General features: G+C 37.1%; 15 protein-coding genes. 6 read left to right on the top strand and 9 right to left on the bottom strand.

Annotated elements, in window-relative coordinates:
* The first annotated feature begins 2 nt into the window (after positions 1 to 2).
* A complete protein-coding gene (locus tag AC07U8_RS13405; protein ID WP_494738039.1) occupies positions 3 to 503 on the top strand; it encodes a hypothetical protein in 501 nt (166 codons plus the stop codon).
* A gap of 273 nt (positions 504 to 776) precedes the next feature.
* On the opposite strand, the gene AC07U8_RS13400 is transcribed toward AC07U8_RS13405, so the two are convergent.
* Positions 777 to 2186, bottom strand: a complete 1410-nt coding sequence (locus AC07U8_RS13400; protein ID WP_494738038.1) for a short-chain fatty acid transporter — start codon at positions 2184 to 2186, stop codon at positions 777 to 779.
* A gap of 822 nt (positions 2187 to 3008) precedes the next feature.
* On the opposite strand from AC07U8_RS13400, the gene AC07U8_RS13395 reads away from it, so the two are divergent.
* Positions 3009 to 5192, top strand: a complete 2184-nt coding sequence (locus AC07U8_RS13395; protein WP_494738037.1) for a TonB-dependent receptor domain-containing protein — start codon at positions 3009 to 3011, stop codon at positions 5190 to 5192.
* Positions 5193 to 5286: 94 nt separating this feature from the next.
* Here the strand turns inward: AC07U8_RS13395 and ruvB are convergent, their stop codons facing one another.
* The 4 genes from ruvB to AC07U8_RS13375 are packed head-to-tail and all read right to left on the bottom strand — an operon-like array spanning position 5287 to position 8935.
* On the bottom strand, positions 5287 to 6288 hold the full coding sequence (gene ruvB, locus AC07U8_RS13390) for a Holliday junction branch migration DNA helicase RuvB (protein WP_004724408.1): 1002 nt from the start codon (positions 6286 to 6288) through the stop codon (positions 5287 to 5289).
* 17 nt (positions 6289 to 6305) lie between these two features.
* Positions 6306 to 6908, bottom strand: a complete 603-nt coding sequence (gene ruvA, locus AC07U8_RS13385) for a Holliday junction branch migration protein RuvA (protein WP_494738036.1) — start codon at positions 6906 to 6908, stop codon at positions 6306 to 6308.
* A gap of 9 nt (positions 6909 to 6917) precedes the next feature.
* A complete protein-coding gene (locus AC07U8_RS13380; protein ID WP_494738035.1) occupies positions 6918 to 7595 on the bottom strand; it encodes a hypothetical protein in 678 nt (225 codons plus the stop codon).
* The gene (locus tag AC07U8_RS13375; RefSeq protein WP_494738034.1) at positions 7595 to 8935 is read right to left on the bottom strand and encodes a deoxyguanosinetriphosphate triphosphohydrolase; all 1341 of its coding nucleotides are present in this window, start codon (positions 8933 to 8935) and stop codon (positions 7595 to 7597) included. The genes AC07U8_RS13380 and AC07U8_RS13375 overlap by 1 nt, the downstream gene beginning before the upstream one ends.
* Before the next feature lie 492 nt (positions 8936 to 9427).
* Between AC07U8_RS13375 and AC07U8_RS13370 the strand changes: the two genes are divergently transcribed.
* From AC07U8_RS13370 to AC07U8_RS13360, 3 genes are all read left to right on the top strand, one after another.
* Positions 9428 to 10168, top strand: coding sequence for a hypothetical protein (locus AC07U8_RS13370; RefSeq protein WP_494738033.1), 741 nt, complete (start codon positions 9428 to 9430; stop codon positions 10166 to 10168).
* Positions 10169 to 10353: 185 nt separating this feature from the next.
* The gene (purL, locus tag AC07U8_RS13365; RefSeq protein WP_494738032.1) at positions 10354 to 14187 is read left to right on the top strand and encodes a phosphoribosylformylglycinamidine synthase; all 3834 of its coding nucleotides are present in this window, start codon (positions 10354 to 10356) and stop codon (positions 14185 to 14187) included.
* A 309-nt stretch (positions 14188 to 14496) separates the two neighbouring features.
* Positions 14497 to 14622, top strand: coding sequence for a KGW motif small protein (locus AC07U8_RS13360; RefSeq protein WP_004822645.1), 126 nt, complete (start codon positions 14497 to 14499; stop codon positions 14620 to 14622).
* 153 nt (positions 14623 to 14775) lie between these two features.
* On the opposite strand, the gene AC07U8_RS13355 is transcribed toward AC07U8_RS13360, so the two are convergent.
* Positions 14776 to 15063 carry a hypothetical protein gene (locus AC07U8_RS13355; RefSeq protein ID WP_494738031.1) on the bottom strand — a complete coding sequence of 96 codons (288 nt, stop codon included), beginning with the start codon at positions 15061 to 15063 and terminating at the stop codon, positions 14776 to 14778.
* A gap of 189 nt (positions 15064 to 15252) precedes the next feature.
* Here AC07U8_RS13355 and AC07U8_RS13350 point away from each other — a divergent pair, with 189 nt between their 5' ends.
* A complete protein-coding gene (locus tag AC07U8_RS13350; RefSeq protein ID WP_151802674.1) occupies positions 15253 to 15660 on the top strand; it encodes a hypothetical protein in 408 nt (135 codons plus the stop codon).
* A 20-nt stretch (positions 15661 to 15680) separates the two neighbouring features.
* On the opposite strand, the gene AC07U8_RS13345 is transcribed toward AC07U8_RS13350, so the two are convergent.
* From AC07U8_RS13345 to AC07U8_RS13335, 3 genes are read right to left on the bottom strand one after another with little or no spacing between them, the layout of a single operon-like run.
* Positions 15681 to 17324 carry an ArnT family glycosyltransferase gene (locus tag AC07U8_RS13345; RefSeq protein WP_494738030.1) on the bottom strand — a complete coding sequence of 548 codons (1644 nt, stop codon included), beginning with the start codon at positions 17322 to 17324 and terminating at the stop codon, positions 15681 to 15683.
* A gap of 5 nt (positions 17325 to 17329) precedes the next feature.
* Entirely contained in the window at positions 17330 to 17725 is a 396-nt protein-coding gene (locus AC07U8_RS13340; RefSeq protein ID WP_034613645.1) for a GtrA family protein, read from the bottom strand.
* A 4-nt stretch (positions 17726 to 17729) separates the two neighbouring features.
* The gene (locus AC07U8_RS13335; RefSeq protein WP_494738029.1) at positions 17730 to 18707 is read right to left on the bottom strand and encodes a glycosyltransferase family 2 protein; all 978 of its coding nucleotides are present in this window, start codon (positions 18705 to 18707) and stop codon (positions 17730 to 17732) included.
* Positions 18708 to 18718 lie beyond the last annotated feature (11 nt).

The raw sequence follows: 18718 nt of genomic DNA, 5'->3' as shown, positions 1-18718 counted from the left end.
TTATGAATGCAGATATTAAAGATCAACTTGAGAAAACTTTTCCACCTTTTGAATTGGGTGAAAATCGCTCATTGTTAGAATGTGATTTTTTCGATACTTATTATTGTTATTTTGACCAAATTGATGATGATTTCCTGTCTCAAGTACAAATGTCCCCTGAAGGTTTGCTTCTTGAAATTAACTTCGATTGGCCAGAATTTTACTTTCAAATTGGACTTGAAGCAGCTCGCTCACGAAGTAGACCAAATGAACGGATCAGAACTTGGAAAGATGTGAGCTATGAATATTTGTATTATTTTGGGCAAGACTGTAGCTTTTTAAGCTCGGTGGGTTTTAAATTCTATTTGCCTGCTGCAATTTATCACTTCCTAACAACTGATCAAAACAAGGCTTTTATGGATAGTTTTGGTGTTAGGCTAAATACGCGATGGGGTGAAGATAATCATGTTTTTAGTGATTCTCAAATTGAATTTATTGCCAAGTTTAAAAGAGAACATTGCTGATACTCACAATCTGAGCATCGGCTATAAAGCGATTATGAAACTTTCGTAGTTGGTTTTTCAAAAAGGGTCTGCACAAACATCAGACCCTTTTTTACATTAAAGATTTCTATATAGATCAACAATTAAGCCGATTTAAGGATCTCATAAAAGTAAACCTAGAGTAGACCAAAAATAGATGCTAATTATTCCTAAATATTGATTAATAAAGTTGATTTTAAGTAACATATTGAATAAGCCGTTTAAATAACTTTGTACAACAAAGCATCTTAAATTCTAAAAAGTAGGCGGCGTATAGGTTAAAGTGCGTCCAAGAATCCACAATAAGAATAAAACCAAGGGTAGATGGAAGACAAGCTGAGTAACTGTAAATCCAATGACATCTTTGGCCTTTAACTTTAAAATTCCGAGCATGGGTAACATAAAGAATGGATTAATTAAGTTGGGTAAAGCTTCTGCTGCATTATAAATCTGAACAGACCATCCCAAATGTACTTTCAGATCGTGTGCCGCCTGCATGACATAAGGTGCTTCAATAATCCATTTACCACCCCCAGATGGAATGAAAAAGCCTAAAATAGTCGAATATAACCCCATGACAATTGCGAAAGTTTCCTTGGATGCAATCGATACAAAAAATTCAGCAATATAATGAGATAGAGATAAATCCTGTGCGTTCATTGCACTTGTCATGATAAAAGCAATACTTCCATAGAGTGGAAATTGAATCAGTACGCCAGAAACTGCAGGGACAGCTTTAGAAACTGCATTTAAAAAATTTCGAGGCGTTCCATGTAAAGCAATACCCAGCATTAAGAAGATAAAGTTGTAAGTATTTAAACTGGAAATCGCAATAATCGGATTGCTTTTTGTAAATTCATTAAACATCCAGATCAGGCCTAAAACCACAATTAAAATGCTAAGAATAGGGGAATTTTCCAGCCAATCACCTGGGCGTTTTTTGCTTTGAACTTCGGTCTTTTCATCTTCAAAATGAATATCAAATTCATCAATGGTTTTTATACTATTCCCTTTAGGTGCAGACCAGAATGCAATGGCAATTGACACAATAATCAATACGACAGTCATAATCATAGACTGTGGTAAAAAGATCGTTTCAGTAAAAGGAATGATACCGGTTAAGTTATAAAGTGGTTCTGGTAAGCTGGCTTTGTTTGCCTGTAACTGGGCAGCGGAAGAACTAATACCCAGTGCCCAAGTTGCTCCCATACCAATAATAGCGGCTGCGGCAGCTGCACGATAATCCATATTCAGCTCTTTACGCTTGGATAGTGCAATCACCAAAAGGGCAGTTAAAACTGTACTCATGGCCCAGTTAATCAGTGAAATCAACAGACTGACGGTCGCTACAAAAACAATAGCATTTCTTCCAGATGTGGGAATCTGAGCCATTTTTTGAATCAGCATTTCGACCGGTTTAGATACTGAAACCACATAACCAACGACAATCAACATACACATTTGCATCGTAAATGGAATCAAACTCCAGAAACCATTGCCAAATGAAATTGCGACATCCTGAACAGATGCTCCTATTCCAATCGCAGCGATGGCGACAATGATGACGCCTAACAGGGCAAAAATATAGGAATCAGGAAACCATTTTTCTGACCAATCACTGACTTTTATTGCAAATTTTTGTAATATATTCTGAGTGTTATCCATATTTAAATATCCTATTTATTCGATTATGAAACCAGTACATCCATGTTGAAAATATTGATTTTCGGGCGATAACGATCAATATCAGTGAGTTTGAATATTTGTATAAAAGACTCTCGAATGAGCTTTAGGGATATGCACTGTTAAATATTTTCTAAACTCACATTCCATGCAAGTTCACTCAATTTGATTCCTTTTTTGTGTTGCTCAGTCAAAATTAGCAACTGTCCTTTTATTAAATTATTAACATTGAATTGGCTTTTTTATAAATTTAAAGTTTTAAACGTACAATAAGAAAAACTCATTAATCAAAAGAGTATGCCAATCTGCATTTGCAGCGTGAAATAAATGATGGCAATTGAATATCTATTCTATATTTCATAACTTCAACGCTCGACAAAACCCGTTCATTCCAAAATTATTTTTTTGTAATTGTTTAAATAAGCAGCATGGTTATATGATGCTCTGGTGTTTTTTATCTTTAAACTACTTATGAGCAGCCAATTGAGTATAGGAGTTTATATCCAGAGCTGAGTGAAAAGGATGTATCGAAGAGAATTTTATAAAATAATAAAATCAAATATTAACAATAACTTATTTATTTTAAATAACAAATTTTTAATGAGATCGATGTAATTAAATAAGCCTATTAAAACCAACAAAAGTTTTTTATTAAGTTTTAGTTAAATTAATGTGTAATAACTCTTTACTAAGCTTGTTATTTTTTGTATGCTTTTTATTGCAAATGATAATTCTTATCATTCATATTTAGATGTTTTATTTGTTTTCAACTGTTTATGTCGTCCATCTACTGGAATTCTATTTATGAGTAAGTTTAACCTTCGTCCTATTTCAATCGCACTTTTAGGAATTACAACAACTTCAGCCTTTGCAAATAGCAAGACAGAATCTGCTACACAACAACTTTCAACAATTGTTGTTTCTGCAGCGGGTTATGAGCAAAAACTAAAAGATGCGCCAGCAAGTATTACTGTGATCACCGCACAAGATCTAAAAGATAAACGTATAAACTCAATTGCAGATGCTTTAGTTGATGTTGAGGGGGTTGATATTAGCCCTGGTGGTGGAAAAACTGGCGGTTTAAATATACGTATCCGAGGGATGGATTCTGAGTATTCCCTAGTATTGATTGATGGTCGTCGTCAAAACAGTACTGGGGATATCACACCAAATGCTTTTGGTGAATCAAATAATAGTTTTATTCCTCCAGTTTCAGCAATTGAACGAATTGAGATTATTCGAGGACCTGCTTCTACATTGTATGGTTCTGATGCTATTGGTGGTGTTGTCAATATTATTACAAAAAAAGTTTCAAATGAATGGACAGGCTCCATCACATTAGAAGGGACTTTACTGCCAAACAGTTCTGATTTTGGTAATCAACGTGCTGCTGATGGATTTATTACTGGTCCAATCATCAAGGATTTGTTGGGAGTACAACTTCGTGCTCGAAAAGCACAACGGAGTCAATCCAATGTGGGTTATCTCGATGTAAATGATAATTCAGTAGAGCTAAACATGGGGAATAACCCAACCAAATCAGACTTAGAAACCATTGGTGCTCGTTTAACATTTACCCCAACAAAGCAACATGACCTCTCGGTAGAATATGAAAAAACTGAACAATGGTATGACAACAGTAAGAGTCAACTTGGTACGCTTGGTGCAAATGGTGGTTATGATAAAACAAAAGAATTTAATAGAGATCGGCTAACACTTGTACACACATGGCGCAATAAAATATGGACCTTGGAATCAAGTATTAGTAATATTCAAACCGAAACCATTGGTCGCCTTATTCCAGCACGTGCTCAAGCAGGTTCAAATGTAATTACACCACGTCTTTTAGAAAGTGAGGATACGATTTTTGATACTAAATTGGCCACTCAATATTTTAAAGGACACAATATTACCCTTGGTGGGCAATGGTGGGATGCAAGTATTAAAGATGGATTAAGGGTAAATAAGGAGGTGTCGTTTCAGCAATTGGGTCTTTTTGCTGAAGATACATGGGCACTTACTCCTGATTTAGCTTTAACCATGGGTTTACGTTTTGACAATCATGATACATTTGGTAGTTTTTGGACACCTAGAGCATATTTAGTTTGGAATGCAAATGACAATTGGACGTTAAAAGGTGGTTATAGTGAGGGCTATAAAGCGCCTCGCTTAGAACGCTTGACCAATGGTGTTTATAACATTGGTAGACAAGGAGCAGTTCCTTTTTTTGGAAGTCCAGATTTAAAACCTGAAACAAGTAATAACTTTGAGCTGGGTACTTATTTTAATAATGGTTCTAATTTTGATGCCAACATCACAGCATTTTTTAGTCAGATTAAAGATAAAATAGTCAATGGACCAGTAGAAATGACCTGTGATGCCAATGTTAATAAAGATGTATGTGAAAAAGAAATGGCAAACCTTGGTACACCATGGCAAATGCGACCTGCAGATACTGGCAAACGCGCTTGGGATCTTACTCGCCCGATCAATGCTCGAGAAGCAGAAATCTATGGTGTTGAAACAGGCTTAAATTGGGAGTTTGTACCGACTTGGAAATTTGGCCTAAACTATACATGGACAGTGGCAGAAATTAAGGACAAAAAGAATGGTAATCCGCCATTAAACGATACACCTAAACATATGGTCAACGCATCATTAAAATGGCAAGCGGATGATAAAATTCAATTATGGGCGCGAGGTGAATACCGGAGTGAACGTGCGCGTTTTACACCAGATTATTATAATAGCCTACCTCAAGTTAACCAAGAAGTTTATGATGCATTAGGTGATTATAAAGCATACGGTTTGATGCATATGGGATCAAATTTTAATGTAAATAATCAGTGGGATATTGCTGTGGGTTTATATAATGTCTTTGATAAAAACTTTGTTGATTATCAAAAAGTAGGTGCAGACTATTATAATCGGTATAAAAATACTCAAGAAGGGCGCCGTGTTCAATTGAGCACAACGTTTAAATTTTAATAAAGCTCAACTTCGATTAGCATTATAAAAGCCCTATTTGTATAGGGCTTTTATATATAAAATCATAAGAAAAATAAACATTTCCTTGAATTGATTATTTTGGTTCAGGTGGTGTCATCCCAAATTGTAAATAGGCTTGATTGGTTGCAATACGCCCACGAGCGGTACGCATAGCATAGCCTTGCTGAATCAAATAGGGTTCAATCACATCTTCTAAGGTGCCTGAATCTTCAGCCATTGCTGCAGCTAAAGCTTCAACGCCAGCAGGGCCGCCATCAAAACGTTCTAATAACATCGATAAATAACGACGGTCTAACGTATCTAAACCATCTTTATCAACATTTAACATATCCAATGCACGTTGTGCCATGTGTTGAGTGACTTCACCCGTGCCTTTAACTTGTGCATAGTCACGGACACGACGTAACAAACGGTTAGCAATACGAGGTGTACCACGTGCACGACGAGCAATTTCTTTTGCACCATCTGCTGTTGTGGGAACATTCATTAATGATGCTGAACGCGCCACAATATGGGTCAAATCTTCAACTGAATAAAATTCTAAACGTTGCACAATTCCAAAACGATCACGCAAAGGTGAGGTGAGTAGACCAGCACGCGTTGTCGCAGCAACCAAGGTAAATGGTGGTAAGTCTAATTTTATCGAACGTGCGCCAGGGCCTTCACCAATCATGATGTCGAGTTGGTAATCTTCCATCGCGGGATAAAGAATTTCTTCAATCACTGGAGAGAGGCGATGAATTTCATCGATAAATAGCACATCACCTTCTTCCAGATTGGTCAGCATTGCAGCCAAATCACCTGCACGTTCCAATACGGGGCCAGAGGTAGATTTAAGGTTCCCTCCCATTTCACGGGCAATAATATTGGCCAATGTGGTTTTACCTAAACCGGGTGGGCCAAAGATCAAGGTATGATCAAGTGCTTCACCACGACCACGAGCAGCACCAATGAAGATTTCCATTTGCTCTCGTACAACAGGTTGGCCTATATAATCATCCAAAGAGGTTGGACGAATGGCACGATCAAAATGATCTTCGGGTTTTTCAGCCCCACTGATTAATCGGTCTTGCATGAGTGTCTTAATCTGTCTTATTTATTCATGGATTTAAGTGCAGCACGGATAATGTCGCTTGCTTCAGTATAGTCTGCTTTTACAGCATTAATCAGTTTTTGTGCTTCCAAAGGTTTATAACCTAAAGATTGCAATGCCGCTTCAGCTTCTGCAACAGCAGAGTTACCCGTAAATTGTATTTGAGTTGAAGTCGAATTACTCGATGTGGTACCTGTAGCAAAGGCTTTAAAGCGATCACGAAGTTCAATCATTAAACGTTCAGCTGTTTTCGCACCAACGCCAGGGACTTTAACTAAAGTTTTGACATCACCATTCTCAACAGTATGTACCAACATTTCCACACTCAGTGTAGAGAGAATCCCTAAAGCCATTTTAGGACCAACACCATTCACTTTTAGCAGGGTGCGAAAGATGGTTTTTTCTTGAGCGTTAGAGAAGCCATATAGCAATTGAGCATCTTCACGGACGGCTAAATGCGTCCATAAGGTAACTTTTTGACCTTTTTGTAATTGGCAAAATGTTGAGAGTGGCGTGTCGATTTCATAACCCACGCCATTTACATTTAAAAGTACGGTAGGTGCTTCTAAAGCTAAGACTTCACCAATAAGACATCCGATCATTGAGTTTGTTCACTTATTTGTTAATGGTTGAATAGTAGATGCCATTTGCTCTAAACGCAAAATTGCTTTAAGAATTTCTTTGCGATTTCGGGCAGATTTTATCCAAGCAGGTAGTCGAGAAAAATAACTGGAATTTCCAGTACTTTGTGTCCTTTCACGTAAACCAGCATGTATAAAAGACTTTAATACTTGTAAATGCTCAAGATTATGTACATAAATATTCCCGAAACGAGTATGGGCGACTAAATAAAGCTTAAGCCCAAAGTGAGTATGTTCCAACCTATTCGCTTTTGAGAAAACAATGTTTTGAGATTTTAGCACCAGTTTTGAGGTTTTTTTACATAAAGGACAGACTGCTTCAAAATGTGAATTTGGGTTTTTAATATTCCGTATTTTTTCATTCACTGTTAGTTGAGCCCCTCCACAGAAGTGGCAACGTTCAGACAGATATACATAATAATAGCCATTAAATTCAATATTATATTGCGTGGAATGACTGTCTAAATGGCGATTGCATTTGCGACACGTAAATACAAAATGAGCGCGACAATTACAACTATATAGAGTTGTATCTAATGATTGATAATGAACAATTCCTGCTGTATCACAATCAGGGCAATGGACCCATTGATCGGCATAAATAAATTGATATTTATAGATGCCACCATCAATATGCCGCGCAGTCATCAGAAAAAACCAACCTTATTACCTTGGAGCTCTTGCGCTAAGTTATAGGCTTGATGGTCTGAAAATTTACTCACAATATCTAAGACTTGCATAATATTGTCATAGTGATGATCACTAAAGCGTGCACCAAAACGTTCTAATATAGACAGTAAACGACCATCTTTAAAACTTAATGTTTTATTCGGTGTGGTAAGGGGAATAAAGGCATCTAAAATATGCTGTAAACTCTGATGGGCAATAATTTCCAAACCTGATTTTTGCGGGTGTTCAAAGATTTTTTCACGGGCAAGATTTTTTGCTCGATCAATCCCGATCTCAATATCTTCAGCACAGTATTGCAATAACGAACCTTTTAGCTGGCCTGACAAAATTTGATAATGTTGTTTTGCGAAAGCGGTGGTTACTTCATCTACCAGCCGTTTCATGACACGACCGCGTAAGGCTGCAATTTTTTGTTGCCAAGTCATATACGGCATACTAAGTTCAGCGGGAACGCCATAATCTCCTAACAAATCAAGAAAAATAGGTTCAACTTCTTCATAGCTGAGCATATTGAGAATAATACCGTCTTCTAAATCAATTAAGGCATAACAAATGTCATCAGCAGCTTCTAGTAAATACGTCAGCGGATGACGACACCAATGATACTCACCCAATTGAATTAAACCGAGTCGATCTGCAATCTGTTTAAGAATTTCTTTTTCAGCTTGATAACAGCCAAATTTAGCCCGTTTGCTTGCAGGAGTATTCCCTTGAGATTCGATGGTCTTAGAGAGCCAAGGATACTTTAAGTAAGCTCCTAACGTTGCGTAAGTAAGACGCATACCTCCATCATGAGGATGATAGTCAATTTTAGTAAGCAGTCTTAAACCTTGGGCATTACCTTCGAACTGTCGTACATCTGCTTGTTGTTCAGGGCTCAGGTCTTGTAAAAAATTTGTATGTGCAGCATCATCAAACCATTCACGAATCGCATATTCACCAGCATGCCCAAAGGGTGGATTACCAATATCATGTGCCAAACATGCAGCTTGAATAATTGCCCCTACATCTGCTGGGGAGATCCAAACGGGGAGTTCATTTTTGATTTTTTCAGCAGCGAGCATTCCCAAAGAACGACCTATACATGACACCTCTAAAGAGTGCGTGAGCCGTGTATGAATACCATCATGTTGGGTCAGTGGATGAACTTGAGTTTTACGATTGAGTTGTCTAAAACTTTGCGAAAATATAATGCGGTCATAATCTTTATGAAATGGACTTCGTGCCTGTTCTGTACTTTGCTTTTTACTACCTAAACGAACTGTTGAAAGGAGTTCTAACCAACGCATTTGAGTCATTTATCATTATTCATTCTTTCGTTAATCGTATGATGCCAAATTTATTGAAAATGTACTAGGGGCGGGCGACATAAGTTGTCTTGGTCGGTTTATATTTGAGAAATATTTTCCCAGTATTTTTCATTCTTATATTTAAAATAACTCATAATGAGGTCATAAAAATTGGATTCAACACTAAACCAATCATCTCTCGCTGTAATTGGATTCACGACAACAACAGAGCCATAATCAGGTTTTTCAGAATTAAGGTGAATTAAAAGCTGTTCACCATCATCTAAAAATTATCCAATAATACAATCGCCTGTTAATTTTTGATCTTTTCTATCCACTAAATATTGAGCAGTAAATTTTAGAATGATCAGTAAACCAATTTATAATCTAGATAGTCCAAACACGAGGAAAATTTCCATGATTAAAGTTAATATGTTTAGACTTATAAACAGTTAATATGAATAAGCATTATCCTTGTATCATTAAAAAATAGAGTAAAGCATGAATAAAAAATTCTTCTTATTAACTATGATTATTCTATTTGCAGGGTGTAGCCCCACTGATAAAAATAGATCCAATCAAAATAAAGAAATTGAAACTCAGAAAAAGATTGAAGTGAGCAAAGCTGAAATCGAAGAAAGCATTCCTGCCAAGCCTGAACCAGTAGATCAAGCTTTAGCGACCTTTGCTTTTCAAGAAACGCCAGATGGTCATCTGACAAATAATTGTATTTGGACTGATGATCCAAATGCGCAAGATAAACAGTATTGGAGCATCTTACCGAGCAGTATGTTGAATGGAAAAGCTAAATTTACAATAGATGATCTTACGCCTAGCAAGGTGAAGATTGGGCAACCAATTAAAAACTGCAACGAAGCTTATAAAAATGATACGGAAAACTATGCATATGCGATCAATAAAAGTGGTGATTTGGTCAATGCGGTGGCACTGAAACTCGATCGAATGACTCAAAATGCGGATCATACCTATACAATTGATCTGAATAAAAACTCGCATCCTGAAAAAATCTATGTGTGCTATAACATGGAAAGTTTAGATGTATTTTTCATTGACTCTGCATCTCAAAACCCATATTTAGAACATATCAATGTCCGATTATCCTATGATATTGATGGTGAAATCGATCCTGAGATTTCTTGTGGAAAAGTCTTTTATCAAAAAAGTGGAATCCTAGTGAAAGAAGATCCTAAAACGGGTGAGTTTCATTATACAGCTCAATAATTCAATTGTTACGAATCATGTTTAAAGACGAAAGTCAAAGTAAATCGGATATTTAAAACCAAGATTTCAGCGTTTTTTAAGTGGGATATGACTAGCTGAAATCTTGCTTTCACAGTAGAATATGCGCTCTCTTCAAGTCACATTGAGGTAGGTTGCCAAAACCTGCCCGTGGAGCCAAAAACAGCATGTTTATCGTTGCCGGTGCACCTGCACACTCTTCTTTTAAGCAAACACAACTATTAACACGCCTTGCGTCGATCAGTTCTGTTCAATCAATAGAAAGCCAATGGGTTTACCTTTTCGACCAAACGCTCAACGAGCAACAACAGCAATCTGCTTTACAGCTTTTAAACGATGGCGTATCGTTTGAAGTTCGTCAGGCTGCAAGTGACGAAATCCAGATTTTAGTCACGCCACGTGTCGGTACAATTTCACCGTGGTCATCTAAGGCAACCGATATTTTTGCCAACTGTAATACACCTGTACACCGCTTAGAACGCGGTGTTTTGTTTACTTTAAAGGGGATTTCTGAAATCTCTGATGCAGTAAAACAAATTTTACATGACCGTATGACAGAAAGCGTTTTCAATAAAATTGATGACGCAACAGCTTTATTCTCTGAAACTGAGCCTAAGCCTTTAAACTCAATTGATATTTTGGGACAAGGTAAAGATGCACTGGTTAAAGCAAACTCTGAGTTTGGCTTTGCTTTGTCAGATGAAGAAATTGACTATTTAACCGCAGCATTTAATAAGATGGGGCGTAACCCACACGACATCGAGTTGATGATGTTTGCTCAAGCAAACTCAGAACATTGTCGTCATAAAATCTTTGGTTCAGAGTGGACAATTGATGGTGAAAAACAACCATTATCATTGTTCCAAATGATTAAAAACACCTATAAAGAATCACCTACAGATGTTTTGTCAGCATATAAAGATAATGCTTCTGTAATTGTTGGTTTTGACACACAGCGTTTCTATCCGAAAAAAGATGAAGCTACGGGTCACCATATTTATAAATACAAGAGCCAAGCTGCCCACATTCTCATGAAAGTGGAAACCCACAACCATCCAACAGCAATTGCTCCATTTGCAGGTGCTGCGACAGGTTCTGGTGGTGAAATTCGTGATGAAGGTGCAACAGGCCGTGGTGGTAAACCAAAAGCGGGTTTAACGGGCTTTACGGTTTCTAACCTTAATATTCCCGGTTTTGAACAGCCTTGGGAAGAAAACTACGGTAAACCATCTCGTATGGCATCACCACTTCAGATCATGATTGATGGTCCTTTAGGTGGTGCAGCATTTAACAACGAGTTTGGTCGCCCTGCGTTAAATGGTTACTTCCGTACTTTTGAGCAAAATGTTAATGGCGAAGTAAAAGGTTTCCATAAACCGATTATGATTGCGGGTGGTTACGGGAATATCCGTCCTGACCATGTTGAAAAAGATGCAATTCAGCCAGGCGATTTACTGATTGTACTGGGTGGTCCTGCGATGCTCATTGGTTTGGGCGGTGGTGCAGCTTCTTCTGTAGATAGTGGTAAATTGGGTGAAAACCTAGATTTTGCTTCTGTACAACGTGAAAACCCAGAAATGGAGCGTCGTTGTCAGGAAGTGATTGATGCATGTTGGAGAATGGAAGACTTTAACCCAATCGTATCTGTACATGATGTAGGTGCGGGTGGTGTTTCCAATGCAATGCCTGAACTTGTGAATGATCACGAATTGGGTGCAACTCTTGATCTTCGTAAAATCCCATCACTTGAACCAGGCATGTCGCCAATGGAAATCTGGTCAAATGAAGCGCAAGAACGTTATGTACTTGCCATCAAACCAGAATCATTAGAGTTATTTGAATCGATTTGTGCACGTGAACGTTGCCCATTTGCGGTATTGGGTGAAGCGACTGAAGCACGTCAATTGACTGTAAACGACCCATTGTTTGAAAACAAAGCAGTGGATATGCCAATGCAAGTCATGCTTGGTGGCACGCCACGTATGAGCCGTTCATATGAAACGATTCAACGTAAAGGTGACGAGTTTGATGCATCTAAAGTCGATTTAAAAGATGCGATCTTCCGTGTATTGAAAAACCCTACAGTGGCTTCAAAATCATTCCTAATCACCATTGGTGACCGTTCAATCACAGGTATGGTATCGCGTGATCAGATGGTGGGCCGTTGGCAAGTTCCTGTTGCGGATGCTGCGGTAACCACAACAAGCTTACAAGGTTATACTGGTGAAGCAATGGCAATGGGTGAGCGTCCTCCTGTTGCATTGTTAAATCCTGCTGCTTCGGCACGTTTGGCCGTGGCTGAGTCCATCACCAATATCATGTGTGCCAATATTGAACAGATCAGCGATATTAAACTGTCTGCTAACTGGATGGCGGCCGCAGGTCAAAAAGGTGAAGATCAAGCATTATTCGAAGGCGTAAAAGCTATCGGTATGGAAATGTGTCCTGCATTGGGTATCGCAATTCCAGTGGGTAAAGACTCATTGTCAATGCGTACGACTTGGAATGACGAAGGCGAAGATAAATCTGTGACTTCACCAATGTCTGGTGTCATCACTGCATTTGCACCTGTGTTGGATGTTCGTAAAACATTGACACCTGAATTGAAAAATGAAGATTCAGTTCTGGTACGTATTGATTTATCTAAAGGTCAGTTCCGTTTAGGCGGTTCGATCCTTGCACAAGTGTATAAGGCAATTGGTTCTGTTACACCTGATGTTGATAACTTTGATGAGTTCAAAGCATTCTTTGCATTGGTTCAAGATTGGAATAATCGCGGTTTGATCAAGGCATATCATGACATCGGTGATGGTGGCTTATTGGCAACTGTTGCTGAAATGATGTTTGCTTCACGCTTAGGTGTAGCACTAGAAGATCAATCTAATGAAAGCTTATTTGCTGAAGAAATCGGCGCAGTATTGCAAATTTCTAAAGCAGACTGGGCAAGTTTGACAGATGAAGTTGCAACTTCTAGTTTAAGAGAAGCAATTCGTGTTGTTGGTACTGTCAATGATTCTGATAAATTGTCAGTGAACGGTTTGCTACTTGATCGTGCTGAATTGCAACAAGCTTGGACTGAAGTGTCTCATCAAATTCAACGTTTACGTGATAATGTAGAAACCGCTGATTCAGAATTTGCATTAATTGGTGATAAAAACCATAAAGGTATAATTGCATTACCAACATTTGATTTAAATGAGCCTGTTGAAGCACCTTATATCAATGAACGCCGTCCAAACATGATGATTTTACGTGAACAAGGCGTAAATGGTCATGTTGAAATGGCTGCGGCATTCGATAAAGTGGGTTTTAATACTGTTGATGTTCACATGAGTGATTTACTTTCAGGTCGTGTAGATTTAGACGACTTTGAAGGTCTGGTTGCTTGTGGTGGTTTCTCTTATGGCGATGTTTTAGGTGCTGGTGGTGGTTGGGCTAAGTCTGTACTGTTTAATCCTAAACTTCGTGATCAATTTGAGAAATTCTTTAACCGTGATAATACTTTCTCTGTAGGTATTTGTAATGGTTGTCAAATGTTGGCTCAGCTTGCGCCACTCATTCCGGGTGCAGACAACTGGCCACGTTTCCGCCGTAATACTTCAGAAGTATTTGAAGCACGTGTTGTGAATGTGAAAGTTGAGAAATCTCCATCGATTCTTCTAGAAGGTATGGAAGGCTCTATTTTACCAATCGCTGTTGCACATGGTGAAGGTCGTGCAGAAACTTCTGCTGAAAACTTTGCTGCGTTAAATGCGGGTAACCAAGTAATTTTACGTTATGTAGACAGCTTGGGTAATGCAACTCAACAATACCCATTGAACCCTAATGGCTCTCCTGAAGCGATTTCTGGGGTGACTTCAAAAGATGGTCGTGCAACGATTATGATGCCGCATCCTGAACGTAATTTCCGTGCAATTCAGCACTCTTGGAAGCCTGAAGAGTGGACTGAAGATGGTGCATGGTTACGTATGTTCCGTAATGCGCGTAAGTTTATTGGTTAATTAGACTAGACCAATGAATTGTAAAAGCCCCGTAAGGGGCTTTTTTGTTTTTAAACTGATCAATATTTTCATTATCTCCACTCAATGGTGAGATTTATGCTGCCACTTGATAGCGGCACTATGTATGATTAAATAATGAAACATCAAAATGAGTTGATTTATATCAAGTTAATTATATAGATAAGTATAAGATAATTTTAGTTACAGTTTTAACGTTGGTTTATTTTTTGCATGTTATACATTGTCTATTAAAAGACCGATGTTTTGCCCCAAAGATGTTCCATGATGTAGCAAGAATGAGGTGATAAAATGATAAGAACAGTCAATTATTCAACAGCAGATAAGGTCATCCTTCGCCAAAAAGGCTGGAAATGGTTTAGTGTTATTTTAGCTGTACAAATGCTGATTATTCTCAGTGCGTATTTAATTGCATAGCTAAAGAAACGAGTACGTTTTCTGATTGATAATTTTAAATGTTAATGACAAAAGCCACTTTATTGTGGTTTTTGTGTCTCTGACAACAATATGGTCATGAGATAAACTCAAGAGCAAGCTATTTACATGTTTACTGTAAATAGCACTTTATATTTATTTTGATTTAGATGATTTTTCTGCTGCTTGTGCTTCTCGTTCAGCAGCTTCGGCAGCATCAGCGGCTGTTGCCGCTGCATCTGAAGCAGCGGTACTTGTTGAGATGTTGAAATCAACATTTTCAGGTTCTAAAGCTGCCTCTTGAACAGCATCAAAAGATACAATCTCAGCCTCTCCACCACTAGGAATGTATTCGGAAGATTGTGCAACATCCTCGTTTTTAGCATGTGCTTGACTTAAAAATATAGTTGATAGTATGACTGCAATTAAATAGCTGTTTCTCATTGGTCTTTCTTCTATGAAATCTAAAAATATAAAGGTAGCTATTTAATAATTTAAAGTAAATATAAACCGTCTTATGTGGCTCGCTTTTTATGGGAATACAAAAAATTCCAGATGATGAAAATAAATAAAAAAAGTATTAATATGAGAGAATTAATTTAGAAAAATCAAAAAATTTAAATAGATGAGTTTATGAAAAGAAGCATATTTCTAGTACCAATCCTGATTTCTTTAACTAGCTGTTATCCCATATATAAAACACAGAAGCCTCAAGTGACTGTGACTGTTGTAAATGAGCAGGGAGTAGCAATTCCTGATGTAAAAGTCGTGTTAGTAACGGCAGTACATCCTGCAAAATTAGATGATCAATATGATGAAAAGTTTACAAATAAATTGGGGATAGTGAATTTTGAAAAACAGGCCGAATGGAAAGTTGAAAGCTTAATGATTCATGGGGTGCAAGTTTACGATTGGAATGTATGTCTTGCAAAAGATGGTTATTTAACCCAAGAGTTTATTAAGATAGCTTCAGATTCAAAAATTAAAATAATATTGCTCAAAGGAAACAATCCATCAAGAGAGTTTCCTTATTTTTGTTAATTAATTAGAGAAAATCACAATTAATTTATAATAAAAATATCAAAATTACGGCTGTGTTGAACATGATATTGATTTTGCAACGGATCTAATTTTAAATCTCCAGCTTTTGCAAAGACGACCAATTTTTGCTTAGATTTAATTGCTTGGTTAAATTGTGAAAACTCCCAAAGATACTGCGCTTTGTTGGCTTCAAAAAGTAAGCCATCTTTAAGTTCAAGGGAGGAACTATCAGTATTTACTTTTGACCAATCTTTTACAACATAAACAGGATTTTTGAGATTCAATAAGAAAGGAACATCATAGAAATAATTATCATAAAAAACGATAGGTAGATTCTTTGGAATATCTTGAACAAAACTAACCTGATTTGAGTTAGATTTAACATCAAAGAATTGCACGCTACTACTTGCCATACTACATAGCAGCATCATGCAAGTAACAATAAAGGTGAAAAAATCAATTTTATGTTTTTTAAACAAGACGATTAAGATACCGCAGAGAATCATCACAATTCCTGCAACTGCGAAAATTTGATTTTTCTCAGCGGAGTAAAAGCCAATATCTCGATGCATGGTAAATGGGGCAACGACTAAGCTACTCGCCAATACAAATAGTAATGTTGGAAGTGCATAAACTTGGAACTTGCTCAATTTATTTTCTTCAATGATTCGATTTGTCATAAGTGCGAAAATCATTGTAAATGGGGCAATTGAGGGTAAAATATAACCTGCAAGTTTCGATGGTGGGATCGAGAAGAACAACAAAACGGACAACGCCCACCAAATGAGTAAACTAAAAATAGGTTGGGTTGTTTGTGCGCGAATGGCGGTGCTCGAAAATTTGAAGCCATTAGCGAGTATGATTGGTAAAAAATTCACAAACAGTAAGGCTGCATAAAAATACCAACCTTGTTTATTATTAAATTCGCCAGAGTTAAATCGACTAAATTGTTGCTCAATAAAAAAATAGTGTAAAAAGTTTGGATAATGTTGTTGAACTATAAATACCCAAGGCAAAGCAATTAGCGCAAATAACAAGAGACCAAACGGGTTTAAAACTGCTGGGATTTTTTTCCATTGTCCTATGTAAATCATCCAAGGAAGAATAACCATTCCTGGAATCAGTACACCAATTAATCCTTTACTTAAAAATGCACATGCACATGCAAAATAACCCAAGAATAAAATATTTCTTTTACCACTGAGGATGAAATCTGCAAAGCAAAATACTGTTAAGCTAATCCAAGATGCAACTAATATGTCATGATTAATGTATTCAGCGCAGCCATAAAATAATAACCCAGTTGCTAAAATTGCAGTCGAAATTTGGGCAATTCTTTCATTCACATGTTTCTTAGTAAAAACAAATAAACTGACCAACATGATAATGCCAGCAAATGCAGGAACTAGACGAGCAACCCAAACATGTGAACCAAATATTTCCATTAAACTTGCTGTTAACCAGTGTAGTAAAGGTGGTTTATGCATAAATGGAATACCATTTAATCGTGGTATTAACCAATCACCACTTTCATACATCCAGCGGCTAATATCCCCATAACGTCCTTCATCTGGTACAGACATTGGGCGAATAAAAACTGAGATGAGTAACCAAAGTGATAAGCAAATCAGCAAAGTTTTAGATGAACGAAAAGTAGGTTTCATGGCGCTTATCCTGAAAATTTAAAAGCAAAAAACTTGCTTAAAAAAAATGTAAAAATTGCTGTAATCACAATAGTTAAAATGATAAGAGTTGATAAATTTTCAGCATGGAAAAAATGCTGGGTCGTGAGTAGGAATGCTTCGTTAAAGATAAAACCTAGACAAGCAACAAGTAAAAATTTGGGTAATACATGTATATGTCGAGTTTTTTGTGCATTGAAGGTAATTATGCGATGTCCAAAGTAGCTCACCCAAAATGCAATGCTGAACGCGATTAAATTCTCTAACGCAAGTGTTATTGATGTGAGGTGGATAAGCAGCATTAACACCAAATAATGTGTTAATGCTGCAGCGCCACCAACGATACAAAATTTTGAAAACGCATAAATATTTGAATTAACCATATTTTTAAAAGATTTTATTTTTATTTGAAGGTGTGTAATGAAGGTACTTCGTATTGGAGTATTTATTGGAAACAATATAACGAGGTCGATCTTTTGTTTCCGTATAAATTCGGCTGATATATTCCCCCAATATTCCAATAAACAATAATTGAATACCGCCCAATAAGCTGATTTCAACAATTAATGTTGCCCAACCTGGGACTTTTATACCTTCGGCTATAGTCTCAAAAATAATATAGAAACCATAAGAAACCGAACAAAGTGCCAACAAAGCTCCAAATGCGATACACGCTCTTAAAGGAAGATTAGAAAATCCTGTAAGTCCTGAAAGGGCAAGGTTAAATAAAGCCTTGAAGTTAAAGCTTGATTGACCATTTTTTCTTTCTAACTCAGAGAAGTGAATACCAATTGATTTAAAGCCGACCCACGCATATAAACCTTTCATATAACGGTTTTTCTCGGGAAGTGTTTTAATCGCTTCTACGACTTTTTCATCTAATAAGCGGAAATCGCCTGCATTTTCAGGAATAACGACTTCTGAACTTAAATTGAGAATTCTATAATAAACATATGTAAATAAGCGTTTTAGCCCAGATTCAGTATTTCTATTACGAATTCCATAAACCATGTCATAACCATTTTTCCAAAGATTGATCATGGTAGGAATAGCATCAAGAGGATGCTGGAAATCAGCATCGATCATTAAGGTTAGATTTCCCGTTGTATGATCTAGCCCTGCACTTAAGGCGGCTTCTTTACCAAAATTTCGTGACAGTTCTAAAATTTTAAGCGGATAGCGATCCAACATACTTTCAAGCACGGTTATGGTATTGTCTTTGCTACCATCATCAATCACGATGATTTCAAAGGAAACTTTTTGCTGTTCCAAGGTTGCTGCAAGAGCTGGAATAAATGTTTTTAAATTTTCTGCCTCATTATATGCAGGCACAACACATGAAATAAATGGTTCTAATCTATTCATAGCATTTCTAC

The organism is Acinetobacter sp. GW821-FHT01E09 (assembly GCF_059422385.1).
This window is presented reverse-complemented; position numbering and strand designations above follow the sequence as displayed.